This window comes from Thalassospiraceae bacterium LMO-SO8 (assembly GCA_031655335.1).
In the GTDB taxonomy this organism is placed as follows: Bacteria; Pseudomonadota; Alphaproteobacteria; order Rhodospirillales; family Casp-alpha2; genus UBA1479.
Map to the genome: position 1 here is coordinate 2,001,097 of CP134226.1, position 25,065 is coordinate 2,026,161.

A 25,065-nucleotide genomic window follows, 5' to 3' on the forward strand; every position below is an offset into this window, starting at 1 on the left:
CGCCGGACGCCCGGCCGGGGGTGGCGGCTTGCATTCCCCCGCGGCCGGGGTAACCATGTGGCCGGACACACCGGGCAGGACGCCATGGAACAGATCACCGCGCTTGTTACCCAGTACGGCCCGCTCGCGGTTTTGGCCGGGACGTTCTTCGAAGGCGAGACCATCGTCCTGGTCGCCGGCTTTCTCGCCCATCAGGCGGTGCTCAACCCCGTCACCGTCGGCCTGTGCGCATTCGCCGGCGCCGTGCTGGGCGACCAATTGTGGTTCTACCTGGGCCGCCGCCACGCCGGCCACGCCCTGGTCCGCCGCCTGACCCGCCAAGCCGTGTTCGAAAAGGCGCTCGGCGCCATCGAACGCCACCCCCGCAAGTTCATTCTCAGCTACCGGTTTATTTACGGCCTGCGCACGGTCAGTCCCGTGGCACTCGGCCTCAGCAACGTGCCGGCGGGTCTGTTCCTGATCCTGAACGTGGCGGCCGCGGCGGTCTGGGCGGCGGCGTTCACGGCGCTGGGCTATTTCTGCGGCCAGGCGGTCGAGACCCTATGGGGCGACATCCAGGCCGCCGAGCACCGCCTGTTCGTGGCCTTGCTGGTGGCCGGCGCGGGTTTCGTGGTGTTTCAGGCGATCCGCCGCCGGCGCCGGAATTCGGGCGTCTAGTTGCGCCAGAACGCGCGGGTGAACAGCACGATCACCGTGAACAGTTCAAGCCGTCCCAACAGCATGCCGATGGCCATCAGCCATTTCGCGCCGTCGTGCAGGTCGGCGAAGGTCGTCGCCGGGCCGGTTTCGCCCAGCGCCGGACCGACGTTGGCGATCGCCGTGGCGGCGGACGAGAAGGCGGTCACGAAATCGAGCCCGAGGAAACCCAGCCCCAGCGCCAGCACCGTGAAGCAGAGGAACCACACGAAGAAGAACGACAGCACGGAGATGATGACCTCGTCGGAAATCGGCTGCTTGTTGTAGTAGGGGATGAACACCCCGTGCGGATGCAGCAGGTGGCGCAGCTGGGTGCGGCAGGCGGCATAGAGAATTTGGAAGCGGAACACCTTGATGCCGCAGGTCGTCGATCCGGCGCAGCCGCCGATGAACATGATGAAGAAGAAGATCGGCAGGGCGAAATGCCCCCAGATGGAATAGTCGTCCGTGGCGAATCCCGTGCCGGTGATGACCGAGATGATGTTGAAGGTCGCAAGGCGCAGCGCGTCGGCCGGGTGTTTGTCCTGTTCCAGCCACAGCCACACGGCGGTCACCGCGACGACGGCGCAGACCGTGGTCAGAAACCATTGCACCTGGGGGTCGCGGGGTAGGGCCATGAACTGACCTTGCAGGAAGCGCACGTAAAGAATGAAGGGCAACGCGCCGATGATCATGCCGGCCGAGGCGATGTAGTCGATGGCCGCGTGGTTGAAATGGCCCATGGAATCGTCATGGGTCGAGAACCCGCCGGTGGCGATGGTGGTCATGGCATGGGCCACGGCGTCGAACCCGCTCATCCCCGCCAGCCAGAACGCGCCGGCCCAGACCATGGTCAGGAACAGGTAGATGACGCCGATGGTGCTGGCGATCTGGGCCGCGCGGGGCAGGGCCTTTTCCGTCGACTGGTCCGAGGATTCCATGCGGAACAACTGCATGCCGCCGACTTTCAGCATGGGCAGAATGGCGATCGCCATGACGATGATCCCGATGCCGCCGAGCCATTGCAGCAGGGAGCGCCACAGCAAAATGCCGGGCGGCAGGCTGTCCAGGTCGGTCAGGATGGTCGAACCCGTGGTGGTCAGGCCCGACATGGCCTCGAAAAAGGCATCGGTGAAGCTGAGGTCCCGTTCCGAGAACATGAAGGGAAAGGACGCGAACACCGTCAGGGCGACCCAGGTCAAGGTCGTCATGACGAAGGCCTGGCGGACGCTCAGGTTCCGCACGCCGCCGGTCGTCGCCGTCAGCGCCATGGCGACGCCAAGAAACAGGGTCACGCCGGCGGAGGCGGCGAACACCTCCCAGTCCGGGTTGCCGAGCGAGGCATCGACCACGGCCGGCACGCACATGACCAGCGCCAGCGTCGCCAGCAACGTGCCCACGATCATCAGAATGGGACGGAAATCCATGCCCTTGCCTCGTCTTATCCCCGTTGCGACGAGGTTTAGAGCATTTTGGACAAAGAAGGAACCAATCGGCGGCGCGGGGCCGGCCCGGCCCCTTGAAAAGGCTAGTGGCCGATCATGGCCAGGAATTCGCGGCGCGTCGTCGGATCGTCGCGGAACGCCCCCAGCATGCGCGACGTCACCATGGTCACGCCCGGCTTCGAGACGCCGCGCGTGGTCATGCATTGGTGCGCGGCCTCGATCACGACGGCGACGCCCTTGGGCTCCAGCACGTCGTTGATGGCATTAGCCACCTGGGCGGTCATCTTTTCCTGAATCTGCAGGCGCTTGGCATAGGCGTCGATGACCCGCGCCAGCTTGGAGATGCCGACGACCCGGCGGTGCGGCAGGTAGGCGACATGGGCGACGCCGATGATCGGCACCATGTGATGCTCGCAATGGCTTTCCAGGCGGATGTCCTTAAGGACCACGATCTCGTCGTAACCGTCCGTTTCCTCGAAGGTGCGCTTCAGGATTTCCACCGGGTCGGCGTCGTAGCCGGCGAAGAATTCCTCATAGGCGCTGGCGACCCGCTTGGGCGTGTCGATCAGGCCCTCGCGGGCGGGATCGTCGCCGGCCCAGCGGATCAGCGTGCGCACGGCCTGTTCGGCCTCGGCGCGGGACGGCTTGCCGCCCGCTGTCTTCGCCGCCTCGGCGGTGACGTTGGCGACACTCAGATGTTTCTTGGCGGTCACGGTCGGGGTTCCCGGTTCTGTTGGGGTTTAAGGCTCAGTTCAGATGGATGCGTTCGTGCGGACTGTCGAGCGAGAAGGCCGGCACGGTGGCGTCGAAGAAATCGCCGGCCTGGGTCTCCATTTCGTAGGACCCCATCATCATGCCCGACGGCGTCGCCAAAGGCGTGCCGCTGGTGTATTCGAAAACCTCGCCCGGGTTCAGGACCGGCTGTTCGCCGACCACACCCTCGCCGCGCACTTCGTGGGAAGTGCCCTGCGCGTCCGTGATCCGCCAATAACGGTTGCGCAGCTGCACCGTTTCCGTGCCCTGGTTCTCGATCCGTACCGTATAGGCCCAGACATAGCGGCCGTCCTCGGGCGCGGACTGATCGGGAAGGTACTGGGGAGTCACGCTGACGCGGATGTCGCGCGTCGTTTCCGAATAGCTATGTGTCTTGATGTTCATGGTGTGTCGTTGCTTCTGCCACGGCGGGGCGCCGAGAAAGGCCAGTTTAGCCTCGGATATGGGGGGGTTGTCCACTAACGCCAAGGGTTTGTTGTCCTTGCCGCCGGTCTGCCCGGCCTGGAGCCCGCACAATGGCAAATATCGGTCTGATTCCCGGAATTTTCTTGAATCCCCCTCTGGGAAGGATAGGCTTTAACCATAAACGGACTTCGAAGGCCGACTGAACGGCCCCTTCCTGCGACAAAAAACGCACTTGGGAGGTAACGATGACCACATCCGACAACCGGCCCCGCGTGGCTGCCCTGGTCGGCCCCTACTTAAGCGGCAAGACATCTTTACTCGAGGAAATCCTGCGTCAATGCGAGGTCATTGACCGCAAGGGCTCCGTCAAGGACGGCAACATGGTCGGCGACGGCTCGCCCGAGGCCCGGGCCCGCCAGATGTCCACGGAAATGAACATCGTGAGCGCCCCCTACCTGGGCGATCCCTGGACCTTCATCGACTGTCCCGGCTCCATCGACATGCTGCAGGATGCCCATAACGCCCTGATGATCGCCGATGCCGCCGTGGTGGTGTGCGAGCCGGGGCAGGCCCGCGCCCTGACGGCGGCGCCGATCCTCAAATTTCTCGACCAGCACCAGATTCCGCACCTTATCTTCATCAACAAGATGGACACGGCCGAGGCCAGCGTCGCCGAAACCCTGGACGCCTTGCAAGGCCTGTCCGACAGCCCCCTGGTGCTGCGGGAAATTCCGCTGCGCGACGGCGGCGACGACGTGACCGGGCATGTCGACCTGGTGTCGGAACGCGCCTTTCGCTGGCAGGAAGGCAAGCCGTCGGAGTTGATGGAACTGCCCGAAAGCATCCGTGACCGCGAGACGGCGGCGCGCACGGGGCTTTTGGAAAGCCTCGCCGATTTCGACGACGCGCTGCTGGAAAAGCTGCTGGAAGACGTGGTGCCGGGGACGGACGAGGTTTTCGAACATCTGACCAAGGTGTTGCGGGACGGCAAGGTCGTGCCCGTGTTCTTCGGCTCGGCCGAACACGGCAACGGCGTGCGCCGCCTGCTCAAGGCCCTGCGCCACGAGGCCCCGGGGCCGCAGGCCACGGCCGCGCGCCTGGGCGAGCCGACATCGGGCGAAACGGCGGCGCGGGTGTTCAAGACCGTCCACGCCGGCCACGCGGGCAAGCTCAGTTTCGCCCGCGTGTGGTCGGGCGAGATCGCCGACGGCATGGCGTCGTCCCAGGGCCGGGTGTCCGGGCTGTCCAGGGCCTTCGGACAAAAGACGGAAAAGGTCGCCAAGGCGGGGGTGGGCGAGGTCGTCGCCCTCGGCCGCATGGACGCGGTCAAGACAGGCGATCTGGTCTCGGCCTCGGGCAAGGTCACGGGCATGGCCTGGCCGGGCCCCCTGACGCCGCTGTTTTCCATGGCCGTGCATGCGGCCAATCGGGGCGACGAGGTCAAGATGTCGGGCGCGCTCGCCAAGATCATCGAGGAAGACCCCTCGATTTCCCACGAACACAACCCGGATACGGGCGAAATGCTGCTGTGGGGACAAGGCGAAATGCACCTGTTGATCACCCTCGACAAGATGAAGGGCAAGTTCCACATCGACGTCGACAGCGAACGGCCCCAGGTCCCCTACAAGGAAACCATCCGCAAGCCGACCAGCCAGCACGCGCGCCACAAGAAACAGTCGGGCGGACACGGCGAATTCGGCGACGTGCACCTGGACATCAAGCCGCTTGCCCGGGGCGACGGCTTCACCTTCGGCGACACCATCACCGGCGGGGTGGTGCCGAAGCAGTACATTCCGGCGGTCGAGGCCGGGGTGCGGGAATATCTTGCGCGCGGGCCTTTGGGCTTTCCCGTGGTCGACCTGTCCGTGACCCTGACCGACGGCCAGTACCACAACGTCGATTCCTCGGACATGGCGTTCCGCAAGGCGGCCCAGCAGGCCATGCGCGAAGGCATGCCCAACTGTCAGCCGGTGTTGCTGGAGCCGATCTGCAAGGTCGTCATATCCATGCCGTCGGAATTCACGTCGCGCATGCAGCGCCTGGTGTCCGGGCGGCGCGGCCAGATCATGGGCTTCGACGCCAAGCCCGGCTGGGCGGGCTGGGACGAAGTGCAGGTGCAATTGCCGCAATCGGAAATGCACGATCTGGTGATCGAACTGCGCTCCATGACCATGGGGGTCGGCACCTTCGAATGGGAATTCGACCATCTACAGGAACTGATGGGCAAGGAAGCGGATCAGGTGGTGGCGTTGAGGGCCCAGGCGGCGCAATAGCGGTGCAAAACATTGAACCCGGCGCAATGGCGCGGGCAAACACCGGGGCCCATAAAAAAAACCGCCGGTCTCCTTGCGGAGACCGGCGAGTTTGACAGGGAGGCTTCACGTCTGGGAGACGTTGGGGCCGCTGGCCTGGGGGGCCAGGGAGCGGTCCCGGTGCCGGATGACCTCCGGCAAGGTGGGTCTGGGAGGAGACCCAAAACTGCTTCCGTCGCCACGCCGCTTAGGAGCGTCCGGCGGCAACTGGATGCGGGTTATATAAACCGCCACGTCTGGTATACCAGTCACAAAGCTGCATTCCAGATATGCAATTCACGCATATCTTGTTCGCCGCCCTGCAAATATTGCATTTGGGTAACAAAAATCCGCGGCGGGCTGTGAAGACTGTGAAGCGGAAGCCGGCGAAGCCTAGAAGTTTTCCGGGTTCAGGCGGTTGACCAGGAAGTCGCGGAACACGGTGATGCGCTTCGAATTGCGCAGTTCCTCCGGATAGACGAAATAGGCCTCGATGGAGGGCCCCCGCAGTTCCGGCAGGACCTCCTTCATGTTGGTGGCCTCGCGGCTCATGTAGTCGGGCAGGGCGCCAATACCGAGCCCCGATTGCACCGCGCGGAAGATGCCGTAGATGGAATTGACCCGCAGCACCGGTTCCCGCGTTTTTCCGGGCGGGGCGCCCGCGGTCAGCAGCCAGTTGAGGTTTTCCACCGGCGGGCGGGCGTCGTCGCCGTAAACCACCAGATCGTGGTCGTCCAGGTCCTGGGGCCGGGCCGGCGTGCCGTGCTCCGCCAGGTACTCGGCCGAGGCATAGACATGGTAGTTCATGGTCATGATGTAGCGCTGGATCAGGTCCGGCTGCTTGGGCGGGGCCAGGCGGATGGCGACGTCGGCCTGGCGCATGGACAGGTCCAGTTCCGTGTCGGCCAAAACCAGCGACACCGCGATATCCGGGTACAGGGTCTTGAACTCGCGCATGCGCGGCGTCAGCCAGATCGACCCGAACGCGACGGTGGTCGTCACCTTCAGCGGCCCCTGGGCCTCGTCCTTGTTGTCGGCGATGCGCGCCTCGACCATGGCCAGCTTGGAAAACACGTCGTGCGCCGTGCGGAACAGCAGTTCGCCCTGTTCCGTCAGGATCAGGCCGCGCGCGTGGCGGTGGAACAGCGGCACGCGAAGGCTTTCCTCAAGCGCGCTGACCTGGCGGCTGACCGCCGACTGGCTGAGGTGCAGATCCTCGCCGGCGCGGGTAAAGCTGCCCGCTTCGGCGACGGCGTGAAACACCCGCAGTTTGTCCCAATCCATGGGAAATGCCCCCTGATCGGCCCTTTGCGGATGCGCTCCCTAATTGCATCCGGGCCGGTTGTCACCGCCTATTCGGCTGCTGCCTGCTGCGCCTCCTGGGCGGCCAGAAAATGTTCGGCCTCCAGCGCCGCCATGCATCCGGTGCCGGCCGCGGTGATGGCCTGGCGGAACACCTTGTCCTGGACGTCGCCGGCGGCGAACACGCCCGGAATGTTGGTTTTGGTGCTGTCCGGTTTGGTGATGATATAGCCTTCGTCGTCCATGTCGACCTGGCCCTGGAACAGTTTGGTGTTGGGATCATGGCCGATGGCGATGAACACGCCGTCGGCGGCCCGTTCCGTGATTTCGCCGGTCTTCATGTTACGCAGTTTCATGGCCGACACGCCCGGGGGCGTGCCCTCGCCCAACACTTCCTCCAGCACCGTGTCCCAGATCACTTCGATCTTGTCGTTCTTGAACAGGCGGTCCTGCATGATCTTTTCCGCGCGCAGCTCGTCCCGGCGGTGGATCAGGGTGACGCGGGACGCGAAGTTGGTCAGGAACAGGGCTTCCTCGACCGCCGTGTTGCCGCCGCCGATCACCGCGACTTCCTTGCCGCGGTAGAAGAACCCGTCGCAGGTGGCGCAGGCGGACACGCCGAAGCCCATGAATTTCTCCTCGGACGGCAGGCCGAGCCAGCGCGCACTCGCCCCCGTGGCGATGACCAGGGTGTCGCCGGTGTAAATCGTGCCCGAATCGCCCACGGCGCGGAACGGCCGCGCTTTCAGGTCGATCTCCATGATCGTGTCCTCGACCATTTCCGTGCCCACGTTCTTGGCCTGCTCGAACATCTGTTCCATCAGCCAGGGGCCTTGGATCGGCTCGGCGAAGCCGGGATAGTTCTCGACCTCGGTGGTGATGGTCAATTGGCCGCCCGGCTGCAGGCCGCGCACCAGAAGGGGGCTCAGGTTGGCGCGCGCGGCATAGACGGCGGCCGTATAGCCGGCGGCGCCGGAGCCGATGATCAGAACCTTGGTATGGCGGGGGGCTGTGTCGGAAGCGGCGGGCATGGAGCGGTCTACCTTTTGAACGAGGATGCGGGGGCCGTGTCTGCCCAGGGTCCACGGCGGATTGGGGACCTAAGATAAGTGGGCCCCGGCCGCCGTGCAAGGACAAGCGGCCCGTCCACGGGGACATCGGCGGCGGCCGGATGAAGGCCCCCGGTGACGGGACTTTCCCCCGGCGGCGTTATAATATAATTTCGCAACAATATTTCGCCGCACCCGGGGGTTAGGAAACGATCATGCAGCGCGTGAAACTGGACAAGATTGACCGGCGTATCCTGCGCGATCTGCAAAGCGACGGCCGCATGACCAATGTGGAGCTGTCGAAACGCGCCGGGATTTCAGCCCCGCCCTGCCTGCGCCGGGTGCGGGCGTTGGAGGAAGCGGGCTTCATCCGCGGCTACCATGCCGATCTGGAACCCAAGATGCTGGGCTTCAACGTCACCGTGTTCGCCCAGGTCGGGCTCAACTCCCAGGCCGAACACGACCTTGAGGCCTTCGAGAATGCCGTGCGTGCCTGGCCCCAGGTGCGTGAGTGCCACATGCTGGCCGGGGAAACGGATTTCCTTTTGAAGGTGGTCGCCGCCGACTGGGACGCCTATCAGGACTTTCTGACCACCAAGCTGACCGCGGCACCCAATGTCAGCCACGTGAAATCGGCGCTATCGATTCGCGCGTCAAAGGCCAAGCCGGGCGTGCCCGTGGATGTCGACGCCCCCGACGACACGGATTGAACCGGCTTTCGCTTCACTTATCCAGATTATCGAGCAGCGTGTCCGCGATCCCGGATCCGGCGGCTTTCGCGCGGGTGATCGCGACCATCGCCTGATAACGGTTCGGCGCCGTGCCGCGCCCCGAAAGATAGGCGCGTCCGACCATGGCAAGGGCGTCCGCATGGCCCTGGTCGGCGGCCTTCTTGAACCAGGCGAAGGCCGCTTCGGCGTCTTCCGCAACACCGTCGCCCGTATCCAGGCGGCGGGCGTATTCGTACTGACCGGCGCTATGGCCGCGCTCGGCGGCGCGTTGCAGGGCGGTGGCGGCGACCTCGGGCAGGCGCGGCACGCCATGGCCGAGGGCGAAGCTCCGGCCGATCCGGAAGTACGCGGCGGCGCGGTCGATGGACTGGCTTCGGGCTTCCGTTTCCGCCAGGTCGTCCAGCCCGGCGAGCGCCTTTTCGGCCACCGCCTGTTTCATTTCCACGGCGCGCGGCTGGCCCCGGGCCGCCGCCCGCGACAACAGGCGGTATCCCTTGACCGCGTCCTGTTCGACCCCGATGCCACGCATGTAGAACCAGCCCAGCATGGTGGTCGCGTAGAGATGTTCCTGATCGGCGGCCATGGCGTACCAGCGCGCGGCTTCGGCGGGATCGACCGGGACACCCTGGCCACGGGCGTACATGCCGGCGATCAGGGCCTGGGCCTCGGCGTCGCCGGAGTCTGCGACGGGCTTCAGTTCCTTGAAGGCGGCGGCGAAGTCGCCGGCGTTATAGGCGGCCTGGGCCTGGGCCAATCCCGCGTGGGCGGGGCTGGCCTGACCTGCCTCGGCCAGAATGCCGCCTATGAGGCCGGTGATAAGGATCCAGCGATGGCGCGTCATGGCCGAAACTGGGCGAGGTCCCGGGCCATGGCATCGACCACCGGCGTCCAGGTCCGTTTGCCGTCCTGCCGGTAGAGCCGGGCGCGCCGATACCAAGGGCTGTCTGATCGCGCCATCAGCCAACGCCAGTCTCCGCCGTGGGGCAGCATGACCCAGACCGGCCGGCCGAGGGCACCCGCCAGATGCGCGACGGCGGTATCGACGGTGATTACCAAATCAAGCTGGGCAATCAACGAGGCCGTGTCGGCGAAATCGTTCAAGAACGGGGACATGTCCCGCATGTTCGTGGGGAGCGGCAGATCGCTTTGCGGTGTTTCCTTCTGCAGGCTGGCCCAGGCAATGTCCGGAACCTTGAACAGCGGCGCCAGCGCCTCCAGTGGTGCGGAACGATGGGTGCTGCCACGGCTTTCGGCAAAGGCCCGCCAGGTCAATCCAACCTTGAGCCCCCGGGCGTCCGCTAGACGGTCGCGCCAGACTCCGATGTCGTCGGGTGGCTGGAGATAGGCCTCCGGCGAGGGCAGGTTTTCCAAGGTTATGCCCAGGACCCGGGGCAGACTCATCATCGGAATTCGACGGTCATGGTCCGGCAACGGCATGTCTTGGCGCGTGACGTTGTATCCGCCGCCTTGGGACGCGAACAATCGATGCAGGGGGGGCGGTACATCCAGGATTACCGTGCCACACCGTTTCGCGGCGACCGGCAGGAACCGGGCGAATTGCAGGCTGTCGCCGTAGCCCTGTTCCGCATAGACGAGCAGACGGCCCGCGAACGGTGCGCCGTCCCACAAGGGTGTGGTCAAGCCTTCGCGCAGCGTCAGGCGGTCGGGCAGAGCCCAACGCGCTTCGTAGGCCTCCCAGCCCTCTTTATATCGGCCCGACAACAGCAGCGCCTGCGCGCGGTGAACATGCGACGGGGCATGGTCCGGCATGAGCCGGATGGCCTGATCGAACGCGGCGATGGCGTCCTCGGGACGGTGCTGGTCGAGGGCGGCATTCCCCCGATTATGCCAAGGGGCGGATATATCCGGATTAATTTCCGTCGCCCGGGCGAAGGCATCTTCCGCTTCGCCCGGCCTGTTCAATTCCATCAGCGCCAAACCCAGTTCATTGAACGCGGGCAGGCTGGGCTGTTCGTCCACGACTTGTTGCAGCAAAGGCACGGCTTCGGCATCCCGGTTTTGGGCGCACAGGCAGCGCGCCAAAAGCTGCTTCACGGCTACATTGTCCGGCTGTGCGGCAAGGGCGCGGCGGGTATGGTGTTCGGCCGAAGGCGCGTCGCCGGCGCTCAAGAGGGCGGTTGCATAGTTTTGATTGAAGGCGGGGTCGTCGGCATGGGCCTCGGCGGCTTTCCGGAAATGGCCAAGCGCCCGCGCCACATCGCCGTGTAACAGGCTGATCGTGCCCTTTATTGCATTGGCCTGGGGATGGTCGGGCGCCTGCGCCAGCACGGCGTCCAACAGCGGCATGGCGGCATCAATACGTGATTGCTGCAACGCACCAACAGCCTGGGCAAGCATTTCGTTCAGGTCAGTCATGCCTGAATCAAACGGGAACACGCGCGGAAAAGCAATTACAGCGTTAGAGCCCAGGTCGATGGGCGGTCAACTCAGGTTGGCGCAGGCCCGTTGGATGCGCTGGCAGGCGTCTTCCAGCACATCCGTGGCCGTGGCGTAGGAAATGCGGAAATGGGGTTCCAGCCCGAACGCGGCGCCATGCACGGCGGCGACGCCTTCGGATTCCAGGACGTAGGTCACGAAGTCCTCGTCGTTCTGGATGATCTGGCCCGACGGGGTCTTCTTGCCGATGGTGCCGGCGCAGGACGGATAGACGTAGAAGGCGCCCTCCGGCGTGGCGCAGGACAGACCGTTGGCCTGGTTCAACATGCTGACGACCAGATCGCGGCGTTCCTTGAAGATCGCGTTGTGTTTTTCGATGAAGTCCTGCGGGCCGTTCAATGCCGCCACGGCGGCGGCCTGCGACACGGCGGCCGTATGGGTGATGCCCTGGGACTGGATCATGGTCATGGCCTTGACCAGTTCCTTGGGCGCGCCGCAATAGCCGACGCGCCAGCCGGTCATGCAATAGGCCTTGGACATGCCGTTCATGGTCACGATGCGGTCGTACAGCCGGGGTTCGACCTGGGCCATGGTGGTGAACTGGAAGCCGTCGTAGACCAGCTTTTCATAGATGTCGTCGCAGAAGATCCAGACATGCGGATGCTGCAACAGAACGTCGGTCAGGGCCTTGATTTCGTCGCGGGTATAGGCGCCGCCGGTCGGGTTCGACGGGGAATTGAAGACCAGCCACTTGGTCTTCGGCGTGATCGCCGCGTCGAGTTGTTCCGGCTTCAGCTTGAAATTGTTTTCGGCGCCGCACTGGACGACGGTCACCTTGGCGCCGAACATCAACGGGATGTCCGCGTAGGACACCCAATAAGGGGCCGGCACGATGACCTCGTCACCCGGGTTGATGGTCGCCATGAAGGCGTTGAAGATCACCGGCTTGCCACCGCAGCTGACGTGAATCTGGTCGCGGGCGTAGTCCAGGCCGCTGTCGCGCTTGAACTTGGCGATGATGGCATCCTGCAGTTCCGGGATGCCGTTGACCGAGGTATAGCGCGTCATGCCGGCGTCGAGCGCCTTTTTCGCCGCCTCGATGATATGGGCGGGTGTATCGAAATCGGGTTCACCGGCGCCGAGGCCGATGACGTCCTTGCCCTGGGCCTTCAGGTCGTTGGCCTTCTGGGTGACGGCGATGGTCGGTGACGGTTTGATGGCGGCAAGGCGGTCGGCGAGGAAGGCCATGATCGGGTCCTTGTATTCTGGTCCGTGGGAAACGGCGGCGGCCCTGTTTTCGGGCCGCCCGGAGACTACGCCGCCCTTTTGTTTCAGGCAAGACACGCAATGAAAAACGCCGGGACGCATGCCGCCCCGGCGTTCTTCGGCAAACGGTGACGACGGGCGGTTACAGCGCCGCGAGCGCTTGGTCCAGGTCGGCGATGATGTCGTCGATGTGCTCGATGCCGACCGACAGCCGCACATAGCCTTCGGTGACGCCGGCGGCGATTTTTTCTTCGTCGCTCAGCTGTTGGTGCGTCGTCGACCAGGGATGAATGGCCAGTGACCGCACGTCGCCGATATTGGCCACGTGATAGAACATCTTCAGGGCGTCGATGAACTTGGCGCCGCTGGCGCCGCCGCCGGTCAGCTCAAAGCCGACCAGACCGCCCCATCCGCCGGGCATGGTCTTTTCCCCTTGGTCGCGGATGTCGCCATCCTTTTCCAGGCCGGGGAAGATGACGCGGGTCACCGCCGGATGCGCCGCCAGGTGGCGCGCCACCGTTTCGGCGTTGCGGCAATGCTCGCGCATGCGCAGCGGCAGGGTTTCCAGGCCCTGGATGAACATCCAGGCGTTGAACGGACTCATCGCCTGCCCCATGTCGCGCAGCATGGTGGTCCGCGCCTTCAGAATATAGGCGATGGGGGCGCCCAGACCCTTGGCGGCCTCGGTCCAGACGGCGCCGTGATAGCTGGAATCCGGCTGGGTCAGCATGGGGAAGCGCTTGGCATGCTTTTCCCAATCGAAATTGCCGCCGTCGATGATCATCCCCCCGATCGAGGTGCCGTGCCCGCCGATGTACTTGGTCATGGAGTAAACGATGACCGCGGCGCCGTGTTCGAAGGGGTGGCACAGGGTCGGCGCCGCCGTGTTGTCCATGATCAACGGCACGCCCAGTTCACGGCCGATGGCCGCGACCGCGGCGATGGGGAACACCCGTAACTTCGGGTTGGCCAAGGTTTCGCCGTAATAGGCGCGGGTCTTGTCGTCGGTGGCGCGGCGGAAATTTTCCGGATCCGACGGGTCGACGAAGCGGGTTTCGATGCCCATCGTCTTGAGGGTGTTGCCGAATAGGTTCCAGGTCCCGCCGTAGATGTCCGTCGATACGACGATGTTGTCGCCGACCTGGGCGATGTTCTGCACCGACATGGCCGATGCCGCCTGGCCCGATGCGACGGCAAGCGCCGCGACGCCGCCTTCGAAGGCGGTCATGCGCTGTTCCAGCACGTCGCAGGTCGGGTTCATGATGCGGGTGTAGATGTTGCCGAGCTCTTCCAGCCCGAACAGGCGCGCCGCATGGGCGGTGTCGTCGAACTGATAGGACGTGGTCTGGTAGATCGGCACGGCGACGGAATTGGTTGCCGGGTCGGCGCGGTAGCCGTGGTGCAGGCAGATCGTGTTCTTATGCATGGGGATGTCTCCTTCAACCCGCTTCCCTCTGGGTGGCGCGTAAACTAGATCGTTTTTGGGCCGTGTTGAAGCCCCGGGAACGGAACAATTCCCGCCGCGCGGGAACTATGGCGAAATCGCGGCTTCCCTGCCTTTAAAAGACCTCGGGCGAACCCTAGGGCGGCCCCACTCTCCCCCCATCAATGGCGTCAGCCGCCGCCCCGTGGACCGAGACCATCCCGGGCGGTTTCCGGATCGTTTAAGGCGGAACCCCGCCGGGAGGGACGCGCACCATGCCCATCGTCACCGTCATCGGCCGCCGCTGGTGGGCCTTTCCCCTGGCTTTGGCCTTAACCCTGGTTCTGATGACGGCCATGGCGACGTCATCGGCGCGGGCCGATGGCCCGGCCGCGCGGCCGACGGTCGTTCCGGCGGCGGCGATGGACCTGGGCGGGCTGTTCCTGCCGGCCGGAGATGACGGGGGACACGATGACGACGGCGCCGCCCGGGTGCGGGCCGCGCCGCTGCTGGGCACGGATATCAGGGTCCGGGTTTCGGGCCTGATCGCCCGCTATGCCGTGACGCACCGCTTCCGCAACCCCACGATGCGCTGGACCGAGGCCATCTACACCTATCCCCTGCCGCCGGACGGCGCCGTCGATCGCCTGAAGATGACCGTCGGCGGACGCGTGACCGAGGGCGTCATCAAGGAACGGGCCGAGGCGCGGCGCCTGTACACGGCGGCCAAGAACACGGGACGCCGGGCTTCCCTGGTTGAACAGCAGCGGCCCAACATCTTCACCACCGCCGTCGCTAATCTGGGCCCCGGCGAGGAAATCACCGTCGCCATCGAGTTTCAGGAACGCCTGGCCTTCCACGACGGACAGTTCACCCTGCGCCTGCCGCTGGTCGTGGGGCCGCGCTATATCGCGGGCCGCGCTCATCCCGTGAATTTCGCGGGCGGCACGGGCTGGGCCCAGGACACGAACCTGGTGCCCGATGCCTCCAAGATCACGCCGCCGCTGCGCGAACCGGCCGCCGGCAAGGGCAATCCGGTGACGCTCCAGGTTGCCATCGCCGCTGGCTTTGACATCGGCAGGATCGCCAGCCCCGGCCATGACATCACCGTTGAACGGCCCGACGCCGGTCAGGCGGTGGTGCGGCTTAACGGCGACGCGGTGCCCGCCGACCGTGATTTCGTCCTGCGTTGGGCCCCGGCAGAGGCGGGGGCGGGCCCCCAGGCCGGGTTTTTCTGGGAAAAGGTAGGCGACGACACCTACGGCTTGTTGATGCTGATGCCGCCCGTGTCCGGCGGCGCGGGGCTCGCCCTGCCGCGGCCGGCCCGCGACGTGACCTTCGTTCTCGATACGTCCGGGTCCATGAAGGGCGCGTCTTTGGCCCAAGCCAAGGAGGCGGTGGTCATGGCGCTGGATCGCCTGACCCTGGCCGACCGCTTCCGCCTCATCCGCTTCGCCTCGGGCTATTCGGATCTGACGCCGCTGCCGGTCGCCGCCGATGCCGCGGCCATCGCCCGCGCCCAGGCCTACGTGCGGGGGCTTGAGGCCGAAGGCGGCACGGAAATCGTCAACGCCGTCACGGCGGCGCTGGCCGGTGTGCACGGCCCGGCCGAGGACATGGGGCAGGAAACCCGGTCGCGTCTCAAGCAGATCGTGCTGATCACCGACGGCGCCGTCGGTGACGAGGACCGTCTGCTGTCCCTCATCAACGGGCGCATCGGCGACGCGCGCCTGTTCACGGTCGGCATCGGATCGGCGCCCAACGGATTTTTGATGACCCGCGCGGCCCGCGCCGGACGCGGCACCTATACGTTCATCCAGTCGGCGAACGAGATCAAGGAACGCATGGCCGAACTGTTCCTCAAGCTGGAACGTCCGGCCTTGACCGATGTCGCCTTGACCTGGCCCGCCAGTGAACATTCGGGGGACGGCGCGCAGATAGTCGAGGTCTGGCCCCGGTCCTTGCCGGACCTGTATGCGGGCGAGCCCTTGGTCGCGTTAATGAAACTGAACGGCGCCGGGCCGGAGATGAAGGTCTCGGGCCGCCTGGGTGGACGGTTCTGGGAACAATCGGTGACCATCACCGGCGGGGCCACAGCACCCGGCGTGGCGGGCCTGTGGGGCCGCGAGAAGATCCGCCAATTGATGGCCAACATGCGGACGGTCGGCCTGCATCTCGAACCCCATGATGCCGACGCCGCCCGCGTCGAAATCCGCCGGGAAATCGTCGATACGGCGCTCTCCCTGGGGTTGGTCAGCAAGTTCACCAGTCTGGTCGCCGTCGATCTGGAGAGCGAGCCGGTGCGTTCCGCCGGCACGCCCCTGGCGACCGCCCAGGTGCCGACAAACCTGCCGGCGGGCTGGGACCGCGACGGCCTGGAAGGGGCGCCCGCGACACCCGTGCGATCCCCTGTGCCGGGCCCGCAAAAGACCATGGCCCCGGCAACCCCGATGCCCGCCGGGCAGGCCGCGACCCTGGCCTTCGACCGGACGGACCCGGCCATGCGCGCCCATCTCACGGCCGCCGTTCCCGGCACGCCGTTGGCGGCGGCGCCGCAGACGGCGACCCCGGCTCATGCCTACATGGGGCTCGGCGTGCTGTTCGTGCTCGCCGCGCTCGCCATCCTTGCCCTCGGCTGGCGCGGCCCGCGGCCGCGCCGCCGCAGCGATTCGGAAGGGGCCGATTGATGACCCTGGCCGCCCGTTTTTCGCGTTTGCTCCCTGCCTCCATGGCACCTTACAGGCTGGCGGCGGTCCTTCTTGCCGTCGCCGGCCTGGTTTTTTTTGCCTGGGGCGCCTATATCCCGGCCAAGGCCTGGGCGGCGCAGATGCTGCTGGAACATGCCTGGGATCAGGCGCGCGCTAACCAAGCCCCCTCGGGCATGCTGGCGCGGCCCTGGCCCTGGGCCGACATGACGCCGGTGGCGCGGCTCGGCATTGACCGTCTGGGGGGCTCGAACATCGTGCTCGCCGGAGCGTCGGGCAGCACGCTGGCCTTCGGCCCCGGCCATGTCGACGGCACGGCCCTGCCGGGCCAGCCGGGGCACAGCGTCGTCTCGGCCCACCGCGACACCCATTTCGCCTATCTGAAGGACGCCCGGATCGGCGACCTGATTCGCGTCGAACAGCCGTCGGGCGCCGAAAGCGGCTTCCGCATTGTCGAACGCCGGGTCATCGATACGCGAAGCGAGCAGGTCATGCTGCATCCGGAGACAAATCTGCTGACCCTGATCACCTGCTATCCGTTCGAGGACTGGACGCCGGGCGGGCCGCTGCGCCTGATCGTCACGGCGGAAAAGCGATTCTGATTAACCTGGCCCGCAGTTCCCCCTAACATGGCGGCCTCTTCAATAAGAAACCACGCCTCCAGGAGGAACATTTCATGGCCGTTTCCGGCATCGACAGCGTCCTTTACCGCGATCAGTTCTCGACCCCCGCCATGCGCGCGGCATTCGACGACACCGCGACCCTGCAAAAATTTCTCGATATGGAAGCGGCCCTCGCCCGCGCCGAAGCGGCCCTCGGCATCATTCCCGAAAGTGCGGCCGCGCAGATCACCAAGGCCGCCGACATGTCGTTGTACGATTTCGACGCGATCCGCGACGAAATGGCCCGTACCAGCCACCCCATCGTGCCGCTGGTCCGCGCCATGGCCGCGCAATGCGAGGCCCAGGGCGACAAGAAGGCCGGCGAATACGTCCATTGGGGGGCGACCACCCAGGACGTCATGGACACCGGCCTTGTCCTGCAAATGAAGGACGCGGTGGCGCTGATCCGGGACGGCCTGGGCGAATTGGAAGCCAATTGCGTCAAGCTCGCCAAGGAACACCGCGACACCCCCATGGCCGGGCGCACCCATGGTCAGCAGGCCCTGCCGATCACCTTCGGCTACAAGGTCGCCGTCTGGATCGACGAAATCCGCCGCCAGCGGGAACGCCTGGATCAGATGGCCGCGCGGGTATTGGTCGGCCAGTTCTCCGGCGCCGTCGGCACTCATGCGGCGGTCGGCGAGAAAGGGCCCGAGGTCGCGGCCCGGATGATGGCCGACCTGGGGCTCGGCGCGCCGGCGATTTCCTGGCACGTCGCCAAGGACCGATTCACCGAATACGCGGCCGTGCTGGCCAGCATCGCCGGCACCATGGGCCGCATCGTTCGCGAGGTCGCGACCCTGCAACGCACGGAAGCGGCCGAGCTGGAGGAACCGCACAAGCCCGGCAAGGTCGGTTCCTCGACCATGCCGCAGAAACGCAACCCGGCGATCTGCGAGGTGACCCAAGGCATCGTCCGCCTGGCCTGGGCCTGCGTGCCGCCGGCCTTCGAAAGCATGATCGCCGACCACGAACGGGACAAGGTCGCCAACCAGGTCGAACGGGATTTCGTGCCGCGGGTCAGCTGCCTGACGGAATCGGCGCTGCGCAAGGCGGTGATGGTCACCGGCGGGCTGACCGTGCGGGCCGACAACATGCGCCGCAACCTCGACCTGACCGGCGGCCTGCTGCTGTCCGAGGCGGTGATGATGAAACTGGGCGAGACCATCGGCCGCAACACGGCCCATGACGTGGTCTACGAAGCGGCCATGACGGCCTTTGAACAAGGCAAGGTGTTCCGTGACCTGTTGCTGGAGGACGCCCGGGTGGCGGAGATCATGACCGCCGAGGAACTGGATATCCTGCTTGATCCGGCGCGCTACACGGGCCTGTCGGCGCAGCTTGTGGACGCCATTCTGAATCCTAAGTCCTAGGGCCGTGCCAGGCCTGCCGGCATCCCGGGGATTTTGCCAAGCCAAGGGATGACCGGCGGGCGCGCAGCGCCTATATAATCAGCCATGGTCATGGAACTGAAAAACGATCCGGCGCTTTATCATCCGTCGCGGCGGCCGGCGGTCGCGGGCGGCCCCGTGTTCGACCTGCAAAGCGAATATTCCCCGGCCGGCGACCAGCCCGAGGCCATCGCCGAGCTGACGGCGGGGTTGGAGGCGGGGGAGCGGGATCAGGTTTTGCTCGGCGTTACCGGCTCGGGCAAGACGTTTACCATGGCCCATGTCATCCGCAATCTGAACCGGCCGACCCTGGTGCTGGCGCCCAACAAGACTTTGGCGGCGCAATTGTACGGCGAGATGAAGGAATTCTTCCCGGACAATTCGGTCGAATATTTCGTCAGCTATTACGACTACTACCAGCCGGAAGCCTACGTGCCGCGCACGGATACCTATATCGAAAAAGACGCCTCCATCAACGAACAGATCGACCGTATGCGCCATTCGGCGACCCGCGCCCTGCTGGAACGCAACGACGTGGTGATCGTCGCCTCGGTGTCCTGCATCTACGGTATCGGCGCCGTCGAGACCTATGCGGAAATGATCGTGCGTCTGAAGGCCGGGTCCGTCGTCGACCGGCAAAAACTGCTAAAGCAGTTGGTCGAACTGCAATACAAGCGCAACGACGCATCCTTCGTGCGGGGGACATTCCGGGTGCGGGGCGATGTCGTGGAAATCTTCCCCTCGCACTTGGAGGATCGGGCCTGGCGGCTGTCCCTGTTCGGCGATGAGGTCGAGGCGATGTGGGAGATCGACCCTCTGACCGGCGACAAGATCGCGACCCTGGACGAGATCATTGTGTATCCGAACAGCCACTACGTGACGCCGCGCCCGACCCTCATGCAGGCGATCCCCCAGATCAAGGCCGAGCTGAAGGAAACGCTTGCCCGCCTGACCGCCGAGGGCAAGCTTCTGGAGGCGCAACGGCTGCAGGAACGCACGACCTTCGATATCGAGATGCTGGAGACCACGGGACATTGTTCCGGAATCGAAAACTACAGCCGTTACCTTACGGGCCGCGCCCCCGGCGAGCCGCCGCCGACGCTGTTCGAATACCTACCGGAAAATGCCCTTCTGGTGGTCGATGAGAGCCATGTCACGGTGCCGCAGATCGGCGGCATGTTCAAAGGCGATTACGCGCGCAAAACGACCTTGTCGGAATTCGGCTTCCGCCTGCCCAGCTGTGTCGACAACCGGCCGCTCAAGTTCGAGGAATGGGACGGCATGCGCCCGCAGACGGTGTTCGTCTCGGCCACGCCGGGCCCGTGGGAGCTTAATCGTACCGGAGGCGTAATAACCGAGCAGGTGGTGCGGCCGACAGGGCTCATCGATCCGCTCTGTATCGTCCGGCCGGTGGAAAATCAGGTCGACGACCTGCTGATGGAGGTCAAGGAAACGGCCGCCAAGGGCCAGCGCACCCTGGTGACCACGCTGACCAAGCGCATGGCCGAGGACTTGACCGAATACCTCCACGAACAGGGCGTGCGCGTGCGCTACATGCATTCCGACATCGATACCCTGGAACGCATCGAAATCATCCGCGATCTGCGTCTGGGCGCTTTCGACGTACTGGTCGGTATTAACCTTTTGCGGGAGGGTCTGGACATCCCCGAATGCGCCCTGGTCTGTATTCTCGATGCCGACAAGCCGGGCTATCTGCGTTCCAAGACATCGCTGGTGCAGACCATCGGCCGCGCCGCGCGCAACCTGGACGGCCGGGTCATCCTCTATGCCGACAATATGACAGAGGCCCTGGACTACGCCCTGTCGGAAACCGAACGGCGGCGGGAAAAGCAGCAGGAATACAACCTCGCCCACGGCATCACCCCGGAAAGCGTGAAGAAGGGCTTCTCCAAGGCGCTGGAAAGCGTTTACGAGGGCGATTACATGACCGTCGACACGGGCGTCGCCGGCGAAACGCATCTGGCCGGCCATAACCTTGCCGCCGTTATCGCCGACATGAACGACAAGATGCGCAAGGCCGCCGGCAACCTGGAATTCGAGGAAGCCGCCCGCCTGCGCGACGAAATCCGAAGGCTGGAAGCGGTCGATCTGGGATTGGCCGCCCCCGGTACGGCGCCCTCCAAACTGGTCAGCCGCAAGCCGGGGGCTGAAAAGCGCAGCCCCGGCGGCCCGGCCTGGAAACCCAAGGGCAAGGGGGCGCGCAAGGCGGCCTCCCGGGCACCGAAACGGCGGTCGTGAGCGACGCCGTCTGGACGGTTACAGAAACAGCGGCAGGATCAGCACGCCGATCACGATGACCGCGGCGCCGATCAGTTCGAGAAGCATGTTCTCGAACACTTCGACCACCGTGCGCTCGTTCTTGGGATGGGCGACGATGAACACGCGGATCAGCAGATAGACCACCACGATCAGCAATATGATGGCGCCGGGGCCGCTGGCGACATTTGCCATCATGCGCTCAACAAGACCGGGCTCATGTGCCACAGGATGGTCCAATGGCCGCCGTTCTCCGTGATGATGGGGTCGCGTTCCAGGCAGACCACGGCACCCGGATCGAAGGCGATCACCCCGGCGTTGGCATCGCCCGCGGTGAAGAAAGACGTGATGCGGCTCATGAACGGATCGTGACCGACGACCAGGGTGTCCTCGGTCCACCCGGACGCGGCCTGGACCAGACTGTCCAGGCGCGACGACGGCTTCAGGTCCCTCATTTCCTCGACGATGCGCCCGGGTCCGATCACGGCGGACAGGTGCATGGCGGTCTGTTGGGCGCGCAGAATTTCCGAATGGATGACGCGGGTGACCCGCACGCCGGCCCGGCCGAGAAACGACGCCATGCGTTTCACGTCTTTCTGGCCCTGATCGCTGAGCGGTCGATCCGGGTTTTCGTCCTTGGCCAGTGCAAGGCCGTGACGCACGAGGTAAAGACGCATGGACGACATTCCCTTCTTTGGTCTGTTTTTTATTTTTTGACAGCACTGTTATAACAGGCCGAAGGGCACCGCCAAATGGTCAGCTGGCGGGGTCGCTAAAACTTATTGCGAAAATCGATGACGTTGTCGTCCCGCGGCGAATCGCCCGGTCCAGGAGGCGGTTCGGGAGTATCCTCGGGCGCCGCGTCATCAGCGGTGAACAGGCGTGCCGCGGGGAATGTCATCCGCACGTTGGTGCCCAGGCCCGGTTGGCTGAATATCTCCAGACGCCCGCCGTGGACGCGTACATAGGCATCGACCAGGGACAGGCCCAGGCCGACACTGTCGGTGGCGGCGCGGGTCGATACCCCGCCGGCGCGGTAGAAAGGTTTCGTGACGAATTCGATCTGGTCGGGGTCGATGCCGATGCCCGTATCGACGACCTCGATCACCAAGTCACCCTCGTTGCTCATGCGTGCCTTCAGGGTCACGGCGTCGCTTTCGCCGGAATACTTGATGGCGTTGGACAGGGTGTTGATGACGCATTGCGTGACCAGACGCGCGCTTCCCATCATCTGCGGCAGGTCTTCGGCCAGTTCCAGGCTGATGAACCTGTTGCGGGTGTCGCGCCAGCCCTCGGCGATGCGCATGCACCGGGTCAACGTCTGACCGACGTCGAACAGGGCTTCGTTCAGGGTGAACTGGCCGCCGTCGATGCGCGCCACGTCGAGCATTTCATCGATCAGGTTGAGAAGGTGCTTGCCGCTTTCATAGACGCCGTCTGCATAGCTGCGGTAATTGGCGGTCAGGGGGCCGAGAATCTCGTTCTTCATGATCTCGGAAAAGCCGAGAATCGCGTTGAGCGGTGTGCGTAGTTCGTGCGACATGCTGGCCAGAACTTCGGATTTCGCCCGGCTCTGCTCGAGCGCGTGTTCCTTCTCCAGCCGGCCGGCGATCTCGTGATTCACGCGCTCCGTCACGTCGCGGAAGGTATAGGTGTGGAAGATACGGTCGGTTTGCCGCCGCTCTGCCTGGACGCGGTGCGAAACCTGGCGGCGGAACCGGCCGGGCATGAATTCCAGATAGTATTCCGGGTCGTAATGCGGGTTGAATCGGATGACGATGGGCGTGCGCGACGCGGTCTCCGTATCGACGTTGTCCTTCACCATGCCGGGAAACAGAAATTCCTTGTTTGCCGGCAGGAATTCGTTGAGGGCGCGTCCCGTCAATTCGCCGTCGCCGGTCCGCAGCAGAACACGCGCGGCGTCGTTATGGGCAACGATGAGTCCGTCCGAATCCGTGACCACAAGCCCGTCAAAGCTGTTCTCCAGCACTTCATGAATGAAGGCGCGCTGGTGGATTAGGTTCATGCGCTGGCGAAAGATCAGGATGGCGTTGGCCCACAGGTCGCGGTAGGCGGAAAACAACACGAAAGACCCGACCAACAGAAGTATGGCGGTTGCGGGCAGCACGACAGGCAGGATGGTTTGGAGCATGAGCACGAAGACGACATAGCCCGTCGCGAGCACACCGCCGATCACCGCGCTGGTCTGCCAGCGGAGAATTTCCAGGCGCGCGCCCAGCATCAGCGTGATCAGAAGCAGGCCGATGATCACCGCTTCCGGCCGCGCCGTCTGCAGTGCGCGGCCCTGGACGAGACTTTCGAAGGCCAAGGCTTGAAGTTCGATCCCGTGCAGCCGGCCATAAACCGGGACGGCATGTTGATCGCCCAATTCCGTCGCGGCGGCTCCGACCAGAATCTTTTTGCCCTTCAACGCATTGTCGGGCACACGGCGTTCCAGAACATCAATCAGGGAATAGCGGGGGATGGTGGTGACATCGATCGCAAAGTCGATGTTAAAGGTCTCGATGTTGAAAGCGGCGGGACCGGCGAGCAGCGCCGACATGGCCGGCACGGCGCCGCCCCGCCAGGGGACCGTGACGGACATCTGCCGAATCAGGCCGTCCGTCGTGGGCCGGAAAACGACATTGCCCAGCTGGACGTGTTTCAGGAACGCCGGCAGCGGTAGCGTGTCGTGGGTATTCAGGCCGCTGTGCCGCGCGTTCGGCCGTTGCCGGAAGGCCGGCAGGATGACCTTGTCCCGCGCCCGTTTCAGGGCGTCGGCCAAGGCCTTGTCTTCGGCGGGGGTGGAGCGTGAGGAGAAATCGACGTCGTAGCCGATTTCGCTGACGCCGGCATCGATCAGGCGGTCGAGCAGGCGGGCGTGAACCGAACGCGGCCAGGGCCACACCCCGATCTTCTCCAGCGCATGCGGATCCATTTCCACGAGGACAAGATGATTCGTCGCGGGCCGCTTGGACAAGGCAAACCCGGCGTCATTGAACAGCCGGTCGATGGGCCATAGCGCGCCGGTGGCGTGCAACGCCGCAACAACCAGAAAAATCACGGCATAAGGCAGGTGCCGAAGCACGGCTACCTTGACCCCCCCTCGCGTCAGGCCCTTGGCGATGATCTTGCCCCCTTTATCGCCGGTTGAACTGCGGTTTTATCGATCTTGGGCTTGGGCCGGTTATTTCTTGCCGTTGCCACCGTTGGCGTTCGGATTGCCACCATGGGCGTTCGGGTTGCCGCCGTTGGCGTTCGGGTTGTCGATCAATCCAGGCGGCGTGAAGCCGGGCTGCTGGCCCAAGGCCAGACCGTTGCCGCCGGTTCCACTGACGTTGGTCAGGCCGGGCGGTGTAAAGCCGGGCAACTGACCCAGGGCCAGCCCGTTTCCGTTCGTGCCGGCCTCAAACCCGGCGGCGTCCAGACCGGCCGGTTCGCCGGTACCCTTGCCATGCCCCTTGCCGGGGTTGCCGTCCTTGCGCAGAAGACCGCCGCTGACCGCGCCCAGGGAGCGGTTTTGGCCGGAAATATTATGTGCGATCTTCACGCCGCCCTTGTTCGCCTTGCCGGTCTCGGTGGCGTTGGCGTCGATGTCGCCGTCGGCCTTGGGAGCATTTGGCTTCGGACCGCTCGACGGGCCGCCTTGTATATCGACGCGCCCACCGCCGGTCGGGCTGACGGCGGTTTGACCAGGGCGCACGAACACACTCTGGCCCGACCGGATGTCGGCGACCTGGACCAGACCGCTGATAACGTGCACGACGGCGCCCTGGGGCCCCACGCTGGTGGTAAAGGTCGTCCCCTTGACAACCACCGCGACGTCGGGCGTCAGGACTTCGAAATGCTGTTCCTTGCGTTTTTCCACGTCGAACAGAAGCGTGCCCAGGACATGGCGAATCCGCGTCATCAGGCCGCCGGCGGCGTCGCTCGGCACCTCAAGGATGCTGTTCGGCGAGACGACGATGGTATTCTTGCCACGGCGCAGGACGGCGCGTCCATCCGTGTCGGTGACGATGCGCTGGCCGGGCCCGATCAGGTCGCCCGTGGTCAGCGCCACGGGGCGAACGCCGCTTGTGGTGATGTGGACATTGCCGCTGCTTTCGGCCAGAAGCCATGCGGCCCCATCGTTGGCTGCGGCGGGCCGAATCGCGGCGAAGACCGCCATCAGAAAGACCGTGATAACGCGCAATAGCGGCGCGGGACGGGACAAGAAATTGATCATGTTTAACGCTTCTCTGGGCCGTGCCCCTGACCGTAAGGGGCGGTGCG

At 65.0% G+C, this 25,065-nt stretch carries 20 protein-coding genes; 7 read left to right on the forward strand and 13 right to left on the reverse strand.

All coding sequences use genetic code 11. The features are described from left to right. Nucleotides 1–57: 57 nt before the first annotated feature. Nucleotides 58–657, forward strand: coding sequence for a DedA family protein (locus tag RJ527_09715; protein WND74324.1), 600 nt, complete (start codon nucleotides 58–60; stop codon nucleotides 655–657). Here the strand turns inward: RJ527_09715 and RJ527_09720 are convergent. The 3 genes from RJ527_09720 to apaG form a co-directional block, all read right to left on the reverse strand. Next, nucleotides 654–2,102, reverse strand: coding sequence for a TrkH family potassium uptake protein (locus RJ527_09720; GenBank protein ID WND74325.1), 1,449 nt, complete (start codon nucleotides 2,100–2,102; stop codon nucleotides 654–656). The genes RJ527_09715 and RJ527_09720 overlap by 4 nt on opposite strands. A 101-nt stretch (nucleotides 2,103–2,203) precedes the next feature. Further along, the gene (folE, locus tag RJ527_09725; GenBank protein WND78045.1) at nucleotides 2,204–2,815 is read right to left on the reverse strand and encodes a GTP cyclohydrolase I FolE; all 612 of its coding nucleotides are present in this window, start codon (nucleotides 2,813–2,815) and stop codon (nucleotides 2,204–2,206) included. Nucleotides 2,816–2,867: 52 nt separating this feature from the next. Continuing rightward, entirely contained in the window at nucleotides 2,868–3,278 is a 411-nt protein-coding gene (gene apaG / locus RJ527_09730; protein ID WND74326.1) for a Co2+/Mg2+ efflux protein ApaG, read from the reverse strand. Between the two features lie 266 nt (nucleotides 3,279–3,544). On the opposite strand from apaG, the gene RJ527_09735 reads away from it, so the two are divergent. Then, nucleotides 3,545–5,572 (forward strand): elongation factor G, encoded by a 2,028-nt coding sequence (locus RJ527_09735; protein WND74327.1) that lies wholly within the window; start codon nucleotides 3,545–3,547, stop codon nucleotides 5,570–5,572. Nucleotides 5,573–5,983: 411 nt separating this feature from the next. Here the strand turns inward: RJ527_09735 and RJ527_09740 are convergent, their stop codons facing one another. Together RJ527_09740 and trxB are read right to left on the reverse strand one after the other, a co-directional pair. Beyond that, the gene (locus RJ527_09740; protein WND74328.1) at nucleotides 5,984–6,874 is read right to left on the reverse strand and encodes a LysR family transcriptional regulator; all 891 of its coding nucleotides are present in this window, start codon (nucleotides 6,872–6,874) and stop codon (nucleotides 5,984–5,986) included. Nucleotides 6,875–6,942: 68 nt separating this feature from the next. Further along, a complete protein-coding gene (gene trxB / locus RJ527_09745; GenBank protein WND74329.1) occupies nucleotides 6,943–7,923 on the reverse strand; it encodes a thioredoxin-disulfide reductase in 981 nt (326 codons plus the stop codon). A gap of 233 nt (nucleotides 7,924–8,156) precedes the next feature. Between trxB and RJ527_09750 the strand changes: the two genes are divergently transcribed. Next, a complete protein-coding gene (locus RJ527_09750) occupies nucleotides 8,157–8,651 on the forward strand; it encodes an Lrp/AsnC family transcriptional regulator (GenBank protein ID WND74330.1) in 495 nt (164 codons plus the stop codon). A gap of 13 nt (nucleotides 8,652–8,664) precedes the next feature. Here RJ527_09750 and RJ527_09755 read toward each other — a convergent pair whose 3' ends face one another. The 4 genes from RJ527_09755 to RJ527_09770 all read right to left on the reverse strand — a co-directional run bounded on the left by RJ527_09755 (nucleotide 8,665) and on the right by RJ527_09770 (nucleotide 13,761). Next, the gene (locus RJ527_09755) at nucleotides 8,665–9,513 is read right to left on the reverse strand and encodes a tetratricopeptide repeat protein (protein WND74331.1); all 849 of its coding nucleotides are present in this window, start codon (nucleotides 9,511–9,513) and stop codon (nucleotides 8,665–8,667) included. Continuing rightward, on the reverse strand, nucleotides 9,510–11,048 hold the full coding sequence (locus RJ527_09760) for a tetratricopeptide repeat protein (protein WND74332.1): 1,539 nt from the start codon (nucleotides 11,046–11,048) through the stop codon (nucleotides 9,510–9,512). Before RJ527_09760 ends, RJ527_09755 begins: the two co-directional genes overlap by 4 nt. A 66-nt stretch (nucleotides 11,049–11,114) precedes the next feature. After that, nucleotides 11,115–12,317 (reverse strand): pyridoxal phosphate-dependent aminotransferase, encoded by a 1,203-nt coding sequence (locus tag RJ527_09765; protein WND74333.1) that lies wholly within the window; start codon nucleotides 12,315–12,317, stop codon nucleotides 11,115–11,117. 160 nt (nucleotides 12,318–12,477) lie between these two features. After that, complete coding sequence (locus RJ527_09770) at nucleotides 12,478–13,761, reverse strand: PLP-dependent transferase (GenBank protein ID WND74334.1); 1,284 nt, start codon at nucleotides 13,759–13,761, stop codon at nucleotides 12,478–12,480. A gap of 272 nt (nucleotides 13,762–14,033) precedes the next feature. Here RJ527_09770 and RJ527_09775 point away from each other — a divergent pair, with 272 nt between their 5' ends. The 4 genes from RJ527_09775 to uvrB all read left to right on the forward strand — a co-directional run bounded on the left by RJ527_09775 (nucleotide 14,034) and on the right by uvrB (nucleotide 20,775). Beyond that, complete coding sequence (locus tag RJ527_09775) at nucleotides 14,034–16,445, forward strand: marine proteobacterial sortase target protein (GenBank protein WND74335.1); 2,412 nt, start codon at nucleotides 14,034–14,036, stop codon at nucleotides 16,443–16,445. Nucleotides 16,446–16,486: 41 nt separating this feature from the next. Further along, the gene (locus RJ527_09780; protein ID WND74336.1) at nucleotides 16,487–17,065 is read left to right on the forward strand and encodes a class GN sortase; all 579 of its coding nucleotides are present in this window, start codon (nucleotides 16,487–16,489) and stop codon (nucleotides 17,063–17,065) included. A gap of 74 nt (nucleotides 17,066–17,139) precedes the next feature. Next, a complete protein-coding gene (gene purB, locus RJ527_09785; protein ID WND74337.1) occupies nucleotides 17,140–18,498 on the forward strand; it encodes an adenylosuccinate lyase in 1,359 nt (452 codons plus the stop codon). A 90-nt stretch (nucleotides 18,499–18,588) separates the two neighbouring features. Next, nucleotides 18,589–20,775 carry an excinuclease ABC subunit UvrB gene (uvrB, locus tag RJ527_09790; GenBank protein WND74338.1) on the forward strand — a complete coding sequence of 729 codons (2,187 nt, stop codon included), beginning with the start codon at nucleotides 18,589–18,591 and terminating at the stop codon, nucleotides 20,773–20,775. 18 nt (nucleotides 20,776–20,793) lie between these two features. Here uvrB and RJ527_09795 read toward each other — a convergent pair whose 3' ends face one another. From RJ527_09795 to RJ527_09810, 4 genes are all read right to left on the reverse strand, one after another. Continuing rightward, nucleotides 20,794–20,991 (reverse strand): hypothetical protein, encoded by a 198-nt coding sequence (locus RJ527_09795; protein ID WND74339.1) that lies wholly within the window; start codon nucleotides 20,989–20,991, stop codon nucleotides 20,794–20,796. Continuing rightward, nucleotides 20,988–21,470: a phosphohistidine phosphatase SixA gene (gene sixA / locus RJ527_09800; GenBank protein WND74340.1), complete on the reverse strand. Its 483-nt coding sequence runs from the start codon at nucleotides 21,468–21,470 to the stop codon at nucleotides 20,988–20,990. The genes RJ527_09795 and sixA overlap by 4 nt, the downstream gene beginning before the upstream one ends. A gap of 95 nt (nucleotides 21,471–21,565) precedes the next feature. Further along, the gene (locus RJ527_09805) at nucleotides 21,566–23,881 is read right to left on the reverse strand and encodes a CHASE2 domain-containing protein (GenBank protein ID WND74341.1); all 2,316 of its coding nucleotides are present in this window, start codon (nucleotides 23,879–23,881) and stop codon (nucleotides 21,566–21,568) included. A gap of 99 nt (nucleotides 23,882–23,980) precedes the next feature. Next, nucleotides 23,981–25,018: a FecR family protein gene (locus tag RJ527_09810; protein ID WND74342.1), complete on the reverse strand. Its 1,038-nt coding sequence runs from the start codon at nucleotides 25,016–25,018 to the stop codon at nucleotides 23,981–23,983. Nucleotides 25,019–25,065: the final 47 nt, after the last annotated feature.

Bases quoted from the DNA above. Each gene is read 5' to 3' on its own strand.
- RJ527_09720 (WND74325.1), bottom strand. From the start codon at position 2,102: ATGGATTTCCGTCCCATTCTGATGATCGTGGGCACGTTGCTGGCGACG.
- apaG (WND74326.1), bottom strand. From the start codon at position 3,278: ATGAACATCAAGACACATAGCTATTCGGAAACGACGCGCGACATCCGC.
- RJ527_09735 (WND74327.1), top strand. From the start codon at position 3,545: ATGACCACATCCGACAACCGGCCCCGCGTGGCTGCCCTGGTCGGCCCC.
- RJ527_09740 (WND74328.1), bottom strand. From the start codon at position 6,874: ATGGATTGGGACAAACTGCGGGTGTTTCACGCCGTCGCCGAAGCGGGC.
- trxB (WND74329.1), bottom strand. From the start codon at position 7,923: ATGCCCGCCGCTTCCGACACAGCCCCCCGCCATACCAAGGTTCTGATC.
- RJ527_09750 (WND74330.1), top strand. From the start codon at position 8,157: ATGCAGCGCGTGAAACTGGACAAGATTGACCGGCGTATCCTGCGCGAT.
- RJ527_09755 (WND74331.1), bottom strand. From the start codon at position 9,513: ATGACGCGCCATCGCTGGATCCTTATCACCGGCCTCATAGGCGGCATT.
- RJ527_09760 (WND74332.1), bottom strand. From the start codon at position 11,048: ATGACTGACCTGAACGAAATGCTTGCCCAGGCTGTTGGTGCGTTGCAG.
- RJ527_09765 (WND74333.1), bottom strand. From the start codon at position 12,317: ATGGCCTTCCTCGCCGACCGCCTTGCCGCCATCAAACCGTCACCGACC.
- RJ527_09770 (WND74334.1), bottom strand. From the start codon at position 13,761: ATGCATAAGAACACGATCTGCCTGCACCACGGCTACCGCGCCGACCCG.
- RJ527_09775 (WND74335.1), top strand. From the start codon at position 14,034: ATGCCCATCGTCACCGTCATCGGCCGCCGCTGGTGGGCCTTTCCCCTG.
- RJ527_09780 (WND74336.1), top strand. From the start codon at position 16,487: ATGGCACCTTACAGGCTGGCGGCGGTCCTTCTTGCCGTCGCCGGCCTG.
- purB (WND74337.1), top strand. From the start codon at position 17,140: ATGGCCGTTTCCGGCATCGACAGCGTCCTTTACCGCGATCAGTTCTCG.
- uvrB (WND74338.1), top strand. From the start codon at position 18,589: ATGGAACTGAAAAACGATCCGGCGCTTTATCATCCGTCGCGGCGGCCG.
- RJ527_09795 (WND74339.1), bottom strand. From the start codon at position 20,991: ATGATGGCAAATGTCGCCAGCGGCCCCGGCGCCATCATATTGCTGATC.
- sixA (WND74340.1), bottom strand. From the start codon at position 21,470: ATGCGTCTTTACCTCGTGCGTCACGGCCTTGCACTGGCCAAGGACGAA.
- RJ527_09810 (WND74342.1), bottom strand. From the start codon at position 25,018: ATGATCAATTTCTTGTCCCGTCCCGCGCCGCTATTGCGCGTTATCACG.